This window comes from Actinopolyspora lacussalsi (assembly GCA_030803735.1).
Taxonomy (GTDB): Bacteria; Actinomycetota; Actinomycetes; order Mycobacteriales; family Pseudonocardiaceae; genus Actinopolyspora; species Actinopolyspora lacussalsi.
The window spans coordinates 3,333,642-3,348,794 of sequence record JAURUC010000001.1; the positions used below are offsets into that span (position 1 = coordinate 3,333,642).

At 69.4% G+C, this 15,153-nt stretch carries 15 protein-coding genes and 1 pseudogene; 7 read left to right on the plus strand and 9 right to left on the minus strand.

What is annotated here, in order from left to right; translation table 11 throughout:
* Nucleotides 1-48: 48 nt before the first annotated feature.
* A pseudogene (locus J2S53_RS14935) lies at nucleotides 49-1,277 on the plus strand (RNA-guided endonuclease InsQ/TnpB family protein); the annotation flags it as partial.
* 387 nt (nucleotides 1,278-1,664) lie between these two features.
* Here J2S53_RS14935 and J2S53_RS14940 read toward each other — a convergent pair.
* A complete protein-coding gene (locus J2S53_RS14940; RefSeq protein WP_456241479.1) occupies nucleotides 1,665-2,549 on the minus strand; it encodes a phosphoribosylaminoimidazolesuccinocarboxamide synthase in 885 nt (294 codons plus the stop codon).
* Nucleotides 2,550-2,691: 142 nt separating this feature from the next.
* Here J2S53_RS14940 and J2S53_RS14945 point away from each other — a divergent pair, with 142 nt between their 5' ends.
* Nucleotides 2,692-3,375: a TenA family protein gene (locus J2S53_RS14945; protein ID WP_456241480.1), complete on the plus strand. Its 684-nt coding sequence runs from the start codon at nucleotides 2,692-2,694 to the stop codon at nucleotides 3,373-3,375.
* A gap of 128 nt (nucleotides 3,376-3,503) precedes the next feature.
* Here the strand turns inward: J2S53_RS14945 and purB are convergent, their stop codons facing one another.
* From purB to J2S53_RS14970, 5 genes are all read right to left on the minus strand, one after another.
* Nucleotides 3,504-4,937, minus strand: a complete 1,434-nt coding sequence (gene purB / locus J2S53_RS14950) for an adenylosuccinate lyase (RefSeq protein ID WP_456241481.1) — start codon at nucleotides 4,935-4,937, stop codon at nucleotides 3,504-3,506.
* Nucleotides 4,938-5,117: 180 nt separating this feature from the next.
* Nucleotides 5,118-5,705, minus strand: coding sequence for a TetR/AcrR family transcriptional regulator (locus tag J2S53_RS14955; RefSeq protein WP_092980584.1), 588 nt, complete (start codon nucleotides 5,703-5,705; stop codon nucleotides 5,118-5,120).
* Nucleotides 5,706-5,854: 149 nt separating this feature from the next.
* The gene (locus tag J2S53_RS14960; protein WP_456241482.1) at nucleotides 5,855-6,178 is read right to left on the minus strand and encodes a DMT family transporter; all 324 of its coding nucleotides are present in this window, start codon (nucleotides 6,176-6,178) and stop codon (nucleotides 5,855-5,857) included.
* Nucleotides 6,179-6,326: 148 nt separating this feature from the next.
* On the minus strand, nucleotides 6,327-7,016 hold the full coding sequence (locus J2S53_RS14965; RefSeq protein WP_456241483.1) for a hypothetical protein: 690 nt from the start codon (nucleotides 7,014-7,016) through the stop codon (nucleotides 6,327-6,329).
* Between the two features lie 13 nt (nucleotides 7,017-7,029).
* Entirely contained in the window at nucleotides 7,030-7,548 is a 519-nt protein-coding gene (locus tag J2S53_RS14970; RefSeq protein ID WP_092626710.1) for a SigE family RNA polymerase sigma factor, read from the minus strand.
* Between the two features lie 168 nt (nucleotides 7,549-7,716).
* On the opposite strand from J2S53_RS14970, the gene J2S53_RS14975 reads away from it, so the two are divergent.
* Nucleotides 7,717-8,736 carry a threonine aldolase family protein gene (locus J2S53_RS14975; RefSeq protein ID WP_456241484.1) on the plus strand — a complete coding sequence of 340 codons (1,020 nt, stop codon included), beginning with the start codon at nucleotides 7,717-7,719 and terminating at the stop codon, nucleotides 8,734-8,736.
* 47 nt (nucleotides 8,737-8,783) lie between these two features.
* On the plus strand, nucleotides 8,784-9,428 hold the full coding sequence (locus J2S53_RS14980; protein WP_456241485.1) for an HAD family hydrolase: 645 nt from the start codon (nucleotides 8,784-8,786) through the stop codon (nucleotides 9,426-9,428).
* Between the two features lie 94 nt (nucleotides 9,429-9,522).
* On the opposite strand, the gene J2S53_RS14985 is transcribed toward J2S53_RS14980, so the two are convergent.
* Nucleotides 9,523-9,726, minus strand: a complete 204-nt coding sequence (locus tag J2S53_RS14985; protein ID WP_092626714.1) for a hypothetical protein — start codon at nucleotides 9,724-9,726, stop codon at nucleotides 9,523-9,525.
* Nucleotides 9,727-9,964: 238 nt separating this feature from the next.
* On the opposite strand from J2S53_RS14985, the gene J2S53_RS14990 reads away from it, so the two are divergent.
* Nucleotides 9,965-10,258 carry an ArsR/SmtB family transcription factor gene (locus tag J2S53_RS14990; RefSeq protein ID WP_456241486.1) on the plus strand — a complete coding sequence of 98 codons (294 nt, stop codon included), beginning with the start codon at nucleotides 9,965-9,967 and terminating at the stop codon, nucleotides 10,256-10,258.
* On the plus strand, nucleotides 10,255-10,641 hold the full coding sequence (locus tag J2S53_RS14995) for a VOC family protein (RefSeq protein ID WP_456241487.1): 387 nt from the start codon (nucleotides 10,255-10,257) through the stop codon (nucleotides 10,639-10,641). Before J2S53_RS14990 ends, J2S53_RS14995 begins: the two co-directional genes overlap by 4 nt.
* 265 nt (nucleotides 10,642-10,906) lie before the next feature.
* On the opposite strand, the gene purD is transcribed toward J2S53_RS14995, so the two are convergent.
* The gene (purD, locus tag J2S53_RS15000) at nucleotides 10,907-12,190 is read right to left on the minus strand and encodes a phosphoribosylamine--glycine ligase (protein ID WP_456241488.1); all 1,284 of its coding nucleotides are present in this window, start codon (nucleotides 12,188-12,190) and stop codon (nucleotides 10,907-10,909) included.
* A gap of 221 nt (nucleotides 12,191-12,411) precedes the next feature.
* Between purD and J2S53_RS15005 the strand changes: the two genes are divergently transcribed.
* A complete protein-coding gene (locus tag J2S53_RS15005) occupies nucleotides 12,412-13,500 on the plus strand; it encodes a glycerophosphodiester phosphodiesterase (protein WP_456242803.1) in 1,089 nt (362 codons plus the stop codon).
* A 322-nt stretch (nucleotides 13,501-13,822) separates the two neighbouring features.
* On the opposite strand, the gene J2S53_RS15010 is transcribed toward J2S53_RS15005, so the two are convergent.
* Nucleotides 13,823-15,109 (minus strand): adenylosuccinate synthase, encoded by a 1,287-nt coding sequence (locus tag J2S53_RS15010; RefSeq protein ID WP_092928803.1) that lies wholly within the window; start codon nucleotides 15,107-15,109, stop codon nucleotides 13,823-13,825.
* Nucleotides 15,110-15,153: the final 44 nt, after the last annotated feature.

Genomic DNA, 15,153 nt, shown 5'->3' on the forward strand with positions numbered 1-15,153 from the left:
CGCACCCACATGCTTACTCATGATCGCTAGTTGTGTAAAATGATCGGTATGCGGACGGCGTATAAGTGCCGGGCCTACCCGGACTCGGACCAGGCGGCCCAGTTGGGTCGCACGTTCGGGTGCGTACGCCTCGTGTGGAACAAGACCCTCGCCCAGCGGCACCGCGCCTACCACGCGCACGGCACGAAAACGTCCTACACCGAGACCGACGCCGCCCTGTCGCGGTGGAAGAAGACTGAGGACCTGGGGTTCCTGTCCGAGGTCTCCAGCGTGCCGCTGCAACAGACCCTGCGGCATCAGCACACCGCATTCGCGAACTTCTTCGCCGGACGCGCCAAGTACCCGAGGTTCAAAAACCGCAACGGCAAACAGTCGGCGCACTACACCCGCTCCGCGTTCAAACTCCGCGACGGGCACCTGACGCTGGCCAAGCAGTCGGCGCCGCTGAACTTCGTGTGGTCCTGGGATGACGACACCCTCGCGAACCTCAACCCGACGATGGTGGTGGTCTCTCGCGAGCAGGACGGGCGCTGGTACGTGACGTTCGCCGTCGACACCGACGACCCCGAATCCGCCGCGCCCACGGGCGAGGCCCTCGGCATCGACCTCGGCGTGAAGGACTTCGCGACGCTGTCCACTGGCGAGACCATCGCCAACCCCAAGCATCTGGACCGCAAGGAACGCACCCTCGCCCGCTACCAACGACAGATGGCCCGCAAGCAGCGTGGCTCGAACAACCGACGCAAAGCCAAACGCAAGGTCGCCCGCGCGCACCGCAAGATCCGCCACGCCCGCGCCGACTTCCTGCACCGCACCACCACGAACCTCGTGCGACGTGCCGATGTCATCGCGATCGAAGACCTCACCGTGTCCGGCATGACCAGCAGCGCGAAGGGCACCACCGACAAGCCCGGCCGCAACGTCAAAGCCAAGGCCGGGCTCAACCGGGCCGTCATGGACGCCGCGCTGGGCGAGTTCCGGCGCCAGCTGGAATACAAGACCACCCGCGCGGGCAAGACCCTGGCCGTCGTGGACCGGTGGTACCCGTCGTCGAAGACGTGCTCCGCGTGCGGACACCTGCTGCCGAGCTTGACACTCTCCACGCGGGCATGGACGTGCCCCGACTGCGGCACCCGGCACGACCGGGACCACAACGCCGCGAAGAACATCCTTGCCGCTGGTCGAGCGGTAGCCGGGCCATAGTCCGGCGAAGCCTGTGGAGCCGGTGTGAGTCCGCAAGGGTCTCCTCCCTTCGGCAGTCGGCTGTGAAGCAGGAACTACCGGGCGCGAGCCCGATGGGAATCCCCGCCCTTCAAGGCGGGGAGGAAGTCAACGAGTCAACACACCCGGACGGTGTCCGGTGCTGTCGCTGCCGTTCGGAGCGGTCCGGCCGCACCGGCGCGGCGTCGATTTCTCGCGAAATCGCCGCGCCGCTTCGACGCGGTGCCGAACCCCCACCATCCTCGCAGCCAGAGCTCCGACCACCCTCGCAGGCCGCACTCCGACCACCCTCGCGATCGGCACCGCCGCGGGTTCTCCCGTGCGGCTCTCACGAGGAAGGCCCGACGTTGTGTGGTAACTACCCGATGTCGGGCCTCCCGGAGCGAGAGCCGTGCGCGAGGTTCCGCCAACCGCACCGCCACGCAGCCCGAGCTGCCGGGACCTTACGAAGGCCAGTTGGTGAGATCACGTCCGGTGATCCGCTCGTACGCCTCAACGTAGCGCGCCCTGGTCGCCACGACCACCTCGTCGGGCAGCGGGGGCGGCGGCACGTCGGAGGCGCGGTCCCAACCGGATTCCGGCGAGGTCAGCCAGTCCCGCACGTACTGCTTGTCGAAGGAGGGCTGTGACCTGCCGGGCGCGTACTCGTCGGCGGGCCAGTACCGCGAGGAGTCCGGGGTCAGCACCTCGTCGCCGAGCACCAGCGTGCCGTCGGCGGCGAGGCCGAACTCGAACTTGGTGTCGGCCAGGATCACCCCGCGCGTCCGTGCGTGCTCGGCCGCGCGCTCGTAGATCCGCAGCGTGGTGTCCCGCAGCTGCTCGGCACGCTCGCGGCCGACCTTGTCCACCACCGCGTCCAGGCTCACGTTCTCGTCGTGCTCGCCCAGCTCCGCCTTGGTGGCCGGTGTGAAGATCGGTTCCGGCAGTCGCGAGGACTCGGTGAGGCCGTCGGGCAGCGGCACCCCGCAGACGCTGCCGGTCTCGCGGTACTCGACGAGTCCGGAACCGCTCAGGTAGCCGCGCGCGACGCACTCGACGGGCAGCATCTCCAGCTTGCGCACCAGCAGCGCCCTGCCGCGCACCTCGTCCGGGATGCGCGGGTCGTCGGCGGCGACGAGGTGGGAGTCGATCAGATCGCCGAGCAGTTCGAACCAGAACACGCTCATGGCGGTCAGTACCCGACCCTTGTCCGGGATCGGCGTCTCCAACACGTGATCGTAGGCGGAAACACGGTCGGAGGCGACCATCAGCAGATGCTCGTCGTCGACCTCGTAGAGCTCACGGACCTTGCCCGCTGCCACCGGACGGTATTCGGAAAGCGCGACCACGGTTCGGAATTCTGCCTCACCCGAACGATCGGTGGGCCGACGGGCCACGGTTGCGGCAGAGTACGGGTGGGACCGAGTCACCGCGTTCCCCGCGACGACCGCATGCCGGTGTCACGGGGGAGAGCCGACCAGGAGGCCGAGCTTGGAATCGACGGCACCCGGAAACGGCGGGGAGTTCCCCGGGGGATTCACCGAGTGGATGCGCGAGCGCAGCGAGCCGGACTTCGGCGCGGTGGTCGCCCATCCCTTCACCGAGGCCCTGTTCGAGGGGAAGGTCCCCCGGGATCGGATGCGCGGCTACCTGGTGCAGGACTACCAGTTCGTCGACCTGCTCCTCGCGCTGCTGGGAGCCGGACTCGCCAGGGCTGACCGCCACACCTCGCGACTGCGCATCGCGGGCAGCGTGGCCGTGGTCACCGGCATCGAGAACGACTACTTCCGGCGCTCGTTCGACGAGCTGGAGGTCCCCCGGCACGAGCGCGAGGCGCCCGAGCTGGACGAGACCACGGTGGCGTTCCGGGACCTGCTGGGGGACACGACGGAGCGAGGCGGCTACGCCGACGTCCTGACGGTGCTGACCGTCGCCGAGTGGTCCTACTTGGAGTGGGCCTCGCCAGGGCCGGAGCGGCTGCCGGAGGACTTCGTGCAGGCCGAGTGGATCACACTGCACAACGGCGCCGAGTTCGCCGACTGGGTGAGCTGGCTGCGCTCCGAACTGGACCGGGTGGCCGAAGAGCTGGACGAGCGCGAGCGGGCGCGCTGCCTGCGGCTGTTCCAGCTCGCCACCCGGTACGAACGGGACTTCTTCGACGCGCACTGGCGGTAGGCACCGCCGAGCGCTGCCTCAGCAGTGGTGCGCGGCGATTTCGCGAGAAATCGACGTACCCGAGCCACACCACCGGCGTGTCGATTTCGTGGGTGGGGTCAGGTGGTCCTCGCGAGGACGGACAGCTCTCAGAGGATCGGGGCGGGGGCGTAGGCCGCGGCCTCCGGGTGGCGGCCGGTGATCTCGCCGATCTCCTCGGTCACCTCACGCACCTGGTCCGCTGCCGCGCCGGTGAACTCCAGTGGGTCGGAGAGCAGCTGGCCGAGCCGCTCACGGTCCAGCGGTAGCCGCTCGTCGGTCGCCAGCCGGTCGAGCAGGTCGTTGCGTTCCAGCCCCCGCTCCCGCATGTCCAGCGCGACGGCGACGGCGTTCTCCTTGATGGCCTCGTGGGCGGTCTCCCTGCCCACCCCTTCGCGAACCGCGGCCATGAGCACCTTGGTGGTGGCCAGGAACGGCAGGTAGCGGTCCAGCTCACGTGCGACCACGGCCGGGAAGGCGCCGAACTCGTCGAGCACGGTCAGCAGCGTCTCCAGCAGTCCGTCGAACGCGAAGAACGCGTCCGGCAGCGCCACGCGCCGCACCACCGAGCAGGAGACATCCCCCTCGTTCCACTGGTCCCCGGCCAGCTCGCCCGACATCGAGACGTAGCCCCGCAGCACCACGGCGAGCCCGTTGACGCGCTCGCAGGAGCGGGTGTTCATCTTGTGCGGCATCGCGCTGGAACCGACCTGCCCCGGCTTGAAGCCCTCCGTGACCAGCTCCTGGCCCGCCATCAACCGGATCGTCTTGGCCAGGCTGGAGGGCGCGGCCGCCAACTGGGACAGGGTGGTCAGCACCTCGAAGTCCAGCGAGCGCGGATAGACCTGACCGACGCTGCCCAACACCTTGCCGAAACCGAGATGCCCGGCGACCCTGCGTTCCAGCTGGGCGAGTTTCTCCTGGTCCCCGTCGAGCAGGTCCAGCGCGTCCTGGGACGTGCCGACGGGTCCCTTGATGCCGCGCAGCGGGTACCGCGCCAGCAGGTCCTCCAGCCGCCGGAAGGCCACGATCATCTCGTCGGCCGCCGTGGCGAATCGCTTGCCGAGGGTGGTGGCCTGGGCCGCCACGTTGTGCGAACGCCCCGCCATGACCAGCTCGCCGTTCTCGGTGGCGAGCTGCCCGAGCCGGGCGAGTACTGCCACGGTGCGGTCACGCACGTGTTCCAGACTGCGGCGGATCTGGAGCTGCTCGACGTTCTCGGTCAGATCGCGCGAGGTCATGCCCTTGTGGATCTGCTCGTGCCCGGCGAGCGCGTTGAACTCCTCGATGCGGGCCTTGACGTCGTGCCGGGTGACGCGCTCCCGCTCCGCGATGGAGTCGAGATCCACCCGTTCCAGCACCCGTTCGTAGTCCTCGACCACGCCGTCCGGCACCTCGACGCCGAGTTCGGCCTGCGCACGCAGCACGGCCAGCCAGAGCTTGCGCTCCAGCACGATCTTGTGCTCCGGCGACCAGAGCCGGACCAGCTCGGGCGAGGCGTAGCGGGAGGCGAGCGGGTCGGGAATGCTGGGCTTGTCCGTCACGAGTGGTGAGGATACTTCCACCAACGGATGAACGCGGCGGGCGGCCCCGGCGGTCGGGCGTCGATTTCTCGCGAAATCGCCGCGCCCTTCGGGAAGAAGTGGCAGGGCACGGCACTGTGACCAGGGGTGGCGTCGATTTCTCGCGAAATCGCCGCGCGCGGGGGGCGTAGCGGCGAGGAACTACCGGAGCAGCTGGGCGCGCAGCATCCGCCGGGCGGCGCCCCTGGGATCGGGGTCGCTCTCGATGAGGGCGTTGACCACCGCACCGTCGACCAGCGCGATGAGTTCCAACATCCGCTCGTGGCCGATGTCCGCGTCGGAGCGGCGGAAGATCTCGGCGAGCAGCTCGTGCAACCGCGAGTGCAGGTCGCGCATCGACTCGGCGAGGTAGGGACGTCTCGGCGAACCCACCAGCCGCTCGTACCGCAGCAGCACGGACTCGGTACCACCGTCGCGCGAGTCCGTGCCCAACAGCAGGTCCAGCACCAGCTCGACGATCTCCTCGGTACCGAGCGGCCGCTCGGACAGCTCCTCCAGCCTGCGCCTGCCCGCCGCGAGTTCCTCCTCGGCCTCGTGCCGCACCGCAGCGGTGATCAGCTCTTCCAGCGAGTCGAAGTAGTAGGTGGTGGCGGCGAGCGGCAGTCGGGCGCGCTCGGCCACGGCACGGTGCCGGATCGCTGCGAAGCCGCCCTCGGAGAGCAGTTCCGCCGCCGCGACCACGAGCAGCTGCCGCCGCCGTTCGCCTTTCGGAGTACTCGCCGCCGTCATCGCGTCGATCCTAGCCACCCTGCCCACTCGACTGGGGGACGTGAGGCGAGGCTCTCGCGGTGTCCGTCCCCGCCCGGGACCGGCAGTGTCCGCACCGCCTCGAAGCCCCGGGCCGGCAGCCACCCGCGCGGTGGATCGTTCCGACGGGATCAGTGCCCCACGCCGGCCAGGTTGAGGCCGAGCACCCCGGCGATGATCAGCACGATGGACACGATCTTGATCACCGATACGGCGTCGCCGAGCCAGATCATGCCGATCACGGCTGTCAGCGCAGCGCCGACGCCCGTCCACACCGCGTAGGCGGGACCGACCGGCAGCAGGCGCATCGACCACGCCAACCCCGCGAAACTGCCGGTGGCGAGCACCAGGAAGGCCAGGCTGGGAACCAGCCTGCTGAAGCCCTCCGAGAGCTTGAGCGAGATCGCCCAACCGGCTTCGAGCACTCCGGAGAACAGCAACACCAGCCAAGCCATTACGAGCACGCCCTCCCGCGATCGGCGATACGAACCACGCTCACCCCGGGAAGACTACCCCTGAAGTGGTACGGCCGTACCACTCTGGTGCGCGACGCCACCACGAGTCGACGGAGCCGGGACTCGACGGAGCCGGGCCCGGCTCGGCTCAGAGCTCGCCCGCGAGCCGCTGGGCTATCCCGGCCAGCTCACCCTCGTAGGGCGGCGGGCCACTGGAGTCGGAACTGCTGCGCAGGATGAGCTCGCGTCCGCTGCCGGTGCGCACGGCCACCTGCACCCCGTTGTCACCCCGACGCCGCGGTTCGACCTCCCCCTCGGAGGGAGCCGAGGACGCCGAGCCCAGGATCACGGTCACGTTGCCGTTGCTCTGTTCGGTGCGCAGCTGGAACGACGCGGTGCGCGCGCCGGTGGGACACTGCCGGGCCGCCACGGGCGCGCTGGCGTCGCCGACGGCGGGTAACTGCTCGGAAAGCGAGTCGGCCAGCTCGGGATCCGGTGGACCGCAGCCCGCGGAACGACGGTCGCCCGGCACGGAGAGCACCGAGGGCTCCTGCTGCCCGCCGGTGCCCACTCGGGGGGCGGGCTCGCTCGCTCGCTCCGAGACGCCGGACGAAGCGGAGTCGGCCCGGTTGGACGATTGCGGATCGATCCAGCCCGTCCCGAAACCGACGCCGCCCGCCACCACGGCCAGCGCCAGCAACGAGCTTCCGGCGGCGCCGACTCTGCGCCGCGCCGTCACACGCCGCGACGCCTTGGCGATGTCCCCGGCGTCGAAAGTCGCTTCGGGGGCGGAATCGGCCGCGTCGCGGAACAGTTCCGCGAGTTCGTGCTCTCGCACTGCCTACACCTCCTCACGACATCGACCGCAGATCACCGAGCGAATCACCGAGGGCGGCACGCAGCGCCTCCAACCCCCGGGCCGTCTGGCTCTTCACGTTGCCCTCGCTGCACTTCATGACCTCGGCGACACCGGCGACATCGAGTCCCTCCAGATAACGCAGCACCAGCACCGCCCGCTGTTTCGGCGGCACCAGCCGCAATCCCGCGAGCAGCGTTCGACGGGTGACGACCGAGTCGTCCATGTCCACACGGTCCGCCGAGTGCTCGGGCAGCTCGTCCACGGCCCGTTCCCGACGCCAGGGGCGGCGCGAGTCGTCGATCACCGCGCGGGTGAGGGTGCGACGGACGTAGGCGTCCAGCGCCTCCTTGTCGCGGATCTTGCGCCACCTGCGGTGCACCGCTATGAACGCGTTCTGCGTCAGGTCGTCCGCTCGGTGCCAGTCCCCGCACATCATGTACGCCATCCGACGCACCGCCTCTCGCCGAGCCGCGAAGTACTCCGCGAACTCCTGCTCCTCGCGTTGCTCCACGCGGAAGCCTCCGCTCGTTGCGTGCCGACACGTATCAGGACGGAACGTCCACCGTTCAAGGTTGCACGCCGGTAACGCACGATCACCACACCCCCGGTGGAAATCGGCGATCCCGCAGGCCCGCGTACCCGATACCGCTCACCGGGCCGAATATGGTGTGATCCTTTCGTGACCCAAACAACCCCGATCGATCTCCGTTCCGACACGGTGACACGTCCCGACGAGCGGATGACCGCGGCGATGGCGGCCGCGGAAGTCGGCGACGACGTGCTGGACCGGGATCCCACCATGCGAAAACTGGAACGCCGCGTCGCGGAAGTGCTGGGGACCGAGGACGCCCTGTGGGTTCCCAGCGGCACCATGGGGAACCTGATCGCGCTGTCGCTGCACCTGCGGCGCGGCGACCGGTTCCTGGCTCCGCGCGGAGCGCACGTGCTGACTCACGAGCTGGGCTCGGCGGCATGGCTGGCGGGTGGGATGCCCGAGCCGCTGGACTGGGACGCGGGCCCGGGCAGACCCAGCGCGGGGTTGGTGCGCTCCGTGTCCGGGGGAAGCGCGGCGTACGACTCACTGCGCGACAGCCTGCTGTGCCTGGAGAACACCCACAACGAGGCGGGCGGAGCCGTGATCCCGCCGGACGAACACGCGCAGCTGGTGGCCGCGGCGCGCGACAACGGCCTCGCGATTCACCTGGACGGTGCGCGGCTGTTCAACGCCGCGGTCGCGTTGGGAGTGCAACCCGCGGCGCTGACGGTCGGGGTGGACACGGTGCAGATATGCCTGAGCAAGGGGCTCGGCGCTCCGGTCGGTTCGGCTGTGGCCGGCACCGCCGAATTCGTCACCGAGGCCCGTCGGATGCGCAAGATGCTCGGCGGCGGGGTGCGGCAGGGCGGCGTGCTCGCCGCGGCCGGTCTGGTGGCGCTGGAGGAGACCGAGCGGTTACGTACCGACCACGACAACGCCGCCCGTCTCGCGGCAGGGCTGACCGAGCTGGGCTGGCACGTCAACTCGCCGCGGACGAACATGGTGCTGGCCACGGTCCCCGACGTCGGCCACAGCCTGGAACGGCTGCGGAAGGCCGGTGTGCTCGCGGTACCGATGGCCGGGCGGGTGCGTTTCGTGACGCACCGCGACGTCGATTCCGGCGACGTCGACGAGGTGTTGCGCCGGATCGGGAAAGCGGACTGACCAGCGGAGAGGGAAATCGGTGGGAACGGAGAGGGAAATCGGTGGGAATGAGCGGAACCGGCGACGAGCGGCCGTACTGGGTCGTCTTCGACTACGGTGAGGTGATCAGCGAACCCACCCGGGCACTGCCGCGGATCACGGCCGAATTGGGGATGGACGGTGCCGCGCTGGACAGCGTGAGCGCGGCCTACTTCGCCGAGCGCGAGGCGTACGACCGCGGCTGCGACGACCACGAGTACTGGAGCGCGGTCGCCGCACGGCTGGGTACGAGCGTGGACGAGCGGCTGTCCCGACAGCTGACCCGGCTCGACGTGGCGGGCTGGTCCGAGACCGACCCGGGAACGCTGCTGCTGTTGCGGGAGCTGACCGCCTCCGGAATCCCACTCGCGCTGCTGTCCAACGCCCCGGGTTCGTTCGCCCGGGAAGCCGAACGCACGAGGTGGGCGGAGCACTTCCGCCACATGGTGTTCTCCGCCGATCTGGGCATGGCCAAGCCGGACGAGGAGATCTGGCGCGTCCTGCTGGAACGGCTCGACGCCTCACCCGAGCAGTGCCTGTTCTTCGACGACCGCGAACCCAACGTGGCGGCGGCCCGTGCGGTGGGGCTGCACGCTCGGCGTTGGCAGGGGCCCGAGCACGGACGGGAAGTGCTCCGCTCGCACGGGGTGCTGCCCACCACGAGCGGTGACTGAACCGAGAGCGCACCGCACGGCGAACCCCGCAGCGTACCTAACCCCGCCGCGCACCGTACACCGCCACCGACCCGTCCGGCGGAAAGCGGTGATCTCAGCGGAGCTGTCGGCCGCGGTCCCTGCCGCCGACCTGCCGGCTGTCCCGCTTGGCCCAGCCGACGGCGGCTGTGATCAGGAACAACGCACCGCCGATCACGGCTAGCCAGAACAGCCCCTTCACCACGAAACCGATCACTGCTCCGGCCACCGAGAGCACCAGCCACAACGCCAGCAGCCCGAGAACTACTTTCCACCACATCGCTGCTCACCTCACCACGAGTGCACGGCCCCGCGGCTGAGCGGAAGCCGATCGCGTAACGGCTACCGCGGATCCGGAGCCAACACCTCCAGCCTCCCACAACTCCGGCGGCCGTGAACCACTTCCGGGGTATTCGGTTCGGTTGGCGGGGAGTTCGCGTGGCGGAGCCTCCCGCGACGCCAATGCGGTGATTCTCCCCCGGCTTGTCATGCAAGCCGCCACTTGCCTATTGTGGGGTGTGCCCGAAGATGTCTTCAAGGCGCTGGCCGACCCCACACGTCGACACATCCTCGACGAGCTGGCGGACCGGAACGGCCAATCCCTGTTCGAGATCCGCGCACGGCTCGCGACCAAGCACGGCCTGGGGATGTCCCGCCAGGCGATCAGCCAGCACCTCGCCGTGCTGGAAGCCGCGGAACTGGTCCGGACACGGCGCCAGGGCCGCTACAAGTTCCACGACCTGAACACCGCACCCCTCGAGCGCATCGCGACCCGGTGGCTCAGGACCGACGCAGCGGAGGAGAACCAATGAAGATCCACCTGGCCAGCGTCTTCGTCGACGACCAGGAAAAGGCCCTGCGCTTCTACACCGACGTGCTGGGTTTCGTGAAGAAGACCGAGGTCCCGCTCGGCGAGCACCGCTGGCTGACCGTGGTCTCGCCGGAGGAACCGGAGGGCACCGAGCTGGTGCTCGAGCCCGACGCCCACCCCGCCGTCAAGCCGTACAAGGCGGCACTGCTGGACGACGGCATCCCGGCGACCTCCTTCGCCGTGGACGACGTGCGGGCCGAGTTCGACCGGCTCAGCCGACTGGGGGTGCACTTCACCCAGGAACCGGTGGACATGGGGCCGGTCACTACGGCGGTGCTGGACGACACCTGCGGCAACCTCATCCAGATCGCCCAACACCACTGAAGGCTCCCGGCACAAGGGACTGACACCAACCCTGCGCGTCGGCACCACCGACCGAACAGCCGTCCGGTCCGGTGTCCCTTCGGCGCGCAGCGCCGAAGAACCAACCCTGCCCATCGGCACCGCCGCGGGCTCTCCCGTGCGGCTCTCGCGAGGACGCCGGAGACGTTGTGTAGTACCTACCCGATGTCTCCGGACCCGCAGCGAGAGCCGTGCGAGAGGTTCCGCCACAGCACTCACCCGAGCACAGTGCACCGAGTGCCGGTTCCTAGTTCCGGGTGAGGTCACCGTTTCCGGGGGCGGCGATCTCACCGCGCGCGGCACGCGCCGCGATGTCGGTGCGGTAGTGCGCACCGGGCAGGTGCACACCGTCCACGCGCCGGTAGACCTCCGCACGCGCGGACTCCAGGTCCTCGCCCGTGGCGACCACCGACAACACCCGCCCTCCGGCGGCGAGCACGGCACCGTCCTCTTCTCTCCTGCGGGTGCCGGAGTGCAGCACACCGGGGCCGTCGCTGCCGCCGATCACGTCGTCCACGCGCGGCCTGCCCGGATAGCCCTCGGCCGCCAGGATCACGGTCACCGCCGCGCCGGGCTCCCACTCGGGCTCGGGTGCCTCGGCCAGTTCACCGTTGGCGACGGCGGCGAGCAGGGTCGACAGCGGGGTGCGGAGCAGGGCCAGGATCGCCTGCGTCTCGGGATCACCGAAGCGGCAGTTGAACTCGATGACCTGCGGACCGTTCGAGGTCAGCGCCAGCCCGGCGTAGAGCAGGCCGGAGTAGGGGGTGCCGCGCCGCGCCAACTCCTCCACCGTGGGGCGCACGACGGTGTCGACGACCTCGTCGACCATTCCCTCCGGAGCCCAGGGCAGCGGGGCATAGGCCCCCATCCCGCCGGTGTTGGGGCCCGCGTCGCCGTCACCGACCCGCTTGAAGTCCTGCGCGGGCAGCAACGGACGCACCGTGGTGCCGTCGACCAGGCACAGCAACGACGCCTCCGGGCCGTCCAGGAACGACTCCAGCAGCACCGGGTGGCCATCCTCCAACAACTTCAGGGCGTGGGCCCGGGCGGCGTCGAAGTCACTGGTGACGAGCACTCCCTTACCGCCCGCCAGCCCGTCGTCCTTGACCACCCAGGTGGGGCCGAAATTGACCAGCGCGGCATCCAGCTTCGCCGGGTTGTCCACGGTCTCGCTGTGCGCGGTCGGCACACCGGCCGAGAGCATCACGTCCTTGGCGAAGGCCTTCGAGCCCTCGATACGTGCCGCGGCTCTGGACGGCCCGAAGCAGGGGACGCCCGCCGCTCGAACCGCGTCGGCCGCGCCCACGACCAGCGGGGTCTCGGGGCCGAACACCACCAGGTCGGCCCACCACTTCACCGCGAGTTCGGCGATCTCATCAGGGGCGGCGACATCCACCGAGTACGACTCGGCGATCGTCGCGGTGCCCGCGTTACCGGGAGCACACGCCAGGGCCGTCACCTCCGGGTCGCGGGAGAGCGCCCGCAGGATCGCGTGTTCCCTGCCGCCTGCACCAATCACGAGGATGCGCACGCCCCGCAGCGTAAAGCTTTGCCGGAGCCGCCACGTCCCGCCCCCCGCCGAGAAGTGGCCGACACGACGTCGAGCGTTCACCCCGAGTTCGCCGCGAGGTGCGCGACCGTGATCGACGATCACCCCGAACATACTCACTGACGGGAGAGGTTCACGTGCCACGGAACCGGATACGCGAGATCGCGGTACTTTGTACGCTCACCTTCGCGGCGCTGCCCGTCATGGGCGTGTCCTCGGTCGCCGAACCGGACACCACCGCCCCGAGGCATTCGGACGCGAAACGACACCCGAAGGGGGACGAGACCATCCGGGTCTTCGGTCACCGGGGAGCACCGGGCCATCGCCCGGAACACACCCTCGCCTCCTACGAGCTGGCGGCGCGAATGGGCGCCGACTACATCGAGCCCGATCTCGTTCCCACCAAGGACGGGGTGCTCGTCGCCAGGCACGAGAACGAGATCAGCGGCACCACCGACGTGGCCGAGCACCCCGAGTTCGCGGACCGCAGGACGACCAAGGTCATCGACGGGGAACGGGTGACCGGCTGGTTCACCGAGGACTTCACCCTGGCCGAACTCAAGACGCTGCGGGCGACCGAACGGCTCCCCGAGCTCAGGCAGCACAACACCGTCTTCGACGGCCGGTTCGAGATCCCCACTTTCCAGGAGATCATCGATCTCGAGCGGGAACTGTCCCGCGAGCTGGGCAGGCGGATCGGAATCGCGCCGGAGATCAAGCATCCGAGCTACTTCGATTCCGTGGGACTGGGCATGGAGCCCGACGTGGTGCGGGCCCTCGACCGCAACGGGCTCAACCACCCGCACGCGAAGGTGGCGGTGCAGTCCTTCGAGGTCGGCAACCTGCGGTGGCTGGACCGGCGGTTGCGCGTCGATCTGGTGCAGCTGGTGTGGAGCAGCGGCGCGCCGCGCGACTTCGTCGAGAGCGGTGATCCGCGCGAGTACGCCGACATGGTGACCCCTGCCGGACTGCGCGAGATGTCCGAGTACGCCGACTGGGTGGCACCGGTCACGACCATGATCCTGCCCGAGGACGAGAACGGTCGCCTCACCGAGCCGACGAGCCTGGTGGCGCACGCCCACGAGGCAGGCCTGCGGGTGGTCACTTACACGGTGCGGGCCGAGAACGCCTTCCTGCCCGCGGAGTTCCGAAGCTCCGACGTGGACGGCGCCTACGGCGACGTGTTCGGCTTCCTCCGGAAGTTGTTCGCCGCGGGCGTGGATGCCGTGTTCGCCGATCAGCCCGATCTCGCCCACCACGCACGGGAGTCGTGGGGAACTCATCCGGCGTAGTCGGTCGCTTGGCGGAACCTCCGGGGGCGCCGATTTCGCGAGAAATCGACGCCCCCGCACGGCGGTGCGACCCCAGTTCCGTCAATTTCTCGCGAAATCGCCGGGCGGTGGGACGGCGCGGCGCCGAGCTCCCACCACTCCCGCGAGCCGAACTCCCACCGCTTAAGCAATCGGCGCCGCCGCGGGTTCTCCGGTGCGGCTCTCGCGAGGAAGGCCCCGACGTGGCGTAGTGACTACCCGATGTCGGGCCTCCCCGGAGCGAGGGCCGTGCGCGAGGTTCCGTCACCAGCACCGCCACGCAGACCAAGAACCAGGAAAGTATCTATGCCATCTGGTGGCGCACGATGGTCTGATCCCGCCCGGGACCGACCCCGATCGCCGAGATCCGCGCCTGGGCGAGCTCCTCCAGCCGCTCGATGTAGGCACGGGCGTTGGCAGGCAGGTCCTCGAAGGTGCGCGCCCCGCTGATGTCCTCGCGCCAGCCGGGCATCTCCTCGTAGACCGGCACGGCGTGGTGCACACCGGTCTGGGTCATCGGCATCTCGGAGGTGCGCATCCCGTCCACGTCGTAGGCCACGCAGACCGGCACCGTCTCGAGTCCGGAGAGCACGTCCAGCTTGGTCAGGAAGTAGTCGGTGATGCCGTTGACCCTGGTCGCGTAACGCGCGATCACCGCGTCGAACCAGCCGGTGCGGCGGTCCCTGCCGGTGTTCACCCCGACCTCACCGCCGACCTTGCGCAGGTTCTCGCCCGCCTCGTCGGTGAGCTCGGTGGGGAACGGCCCCGCCCCGACACGGGTGGTGTAGGCCTTGATGATGCCGATCACCGAGTCGATCCTGCTCGGACCGATCCCCGCTCCGGCACAGGCACCACCGGCCGTGGGGTTGGAGGAGGTGACGAACGGGTAGGTGCCGTGGTCCACATCGAGCAGCGTGCCCTGCGACCCCTCCAGCAGCACCGTCTCGTTCCGGCTGAGTGCCTGGTCCAGCATCAGCTTCGTCTCCGCCACCCGGCCCGCGAACCGTTCGGCCTGCGCCAGCACCGTGTCGACGACCTCCTCGGGGTCCATCGCACGCCTGTTGTAGACCTTGACCAGCACCTGGTTCTTGTACTCCAGGGCGGCCTCGACCTTCTGCCGGAGGATCTTCTCGTCCAGCACGTCCTGCGCCCGAACCCCGACCCGGGCGACCTTGTCCTGATAGCAGGGACCGATGCCCCGACCGGTGGTCCCGATGCGCTTCTTGCCGAGGTAACGCTCGGTGACCCGGTCCATCGCCACGTGGTAGGGCATCACCAGGTGCGCGTCGGCCGACAGCGAGAGCTTGGAGGTGTCCACGCCACGGGACTCCAGCCCGTCCAGCTCCTCCAGCAGGGCCTCCGGGCTGACCACCACACCGTTGCCGATGACGTTGTGCACCTCCGGGCTGAGGATCCCCGAGGGGATCAACTTCAGCGCGAAGTCCTGCCCGTCCGGCAAAACCACCGTGTGACCCGCGTTGTTGCCACCCTGGTAGCGGACAACCCACTGCGCCTGCTCACCGAGCAGGTCGGTCGCCTTACCCTTTCCCTCGTCACCCCACTGGGCGCCGATCAACACGATTGCCGGCATGTGAAACTCCAACCTGTCACTGGAGGCGGTCTGTGCAACTGGTA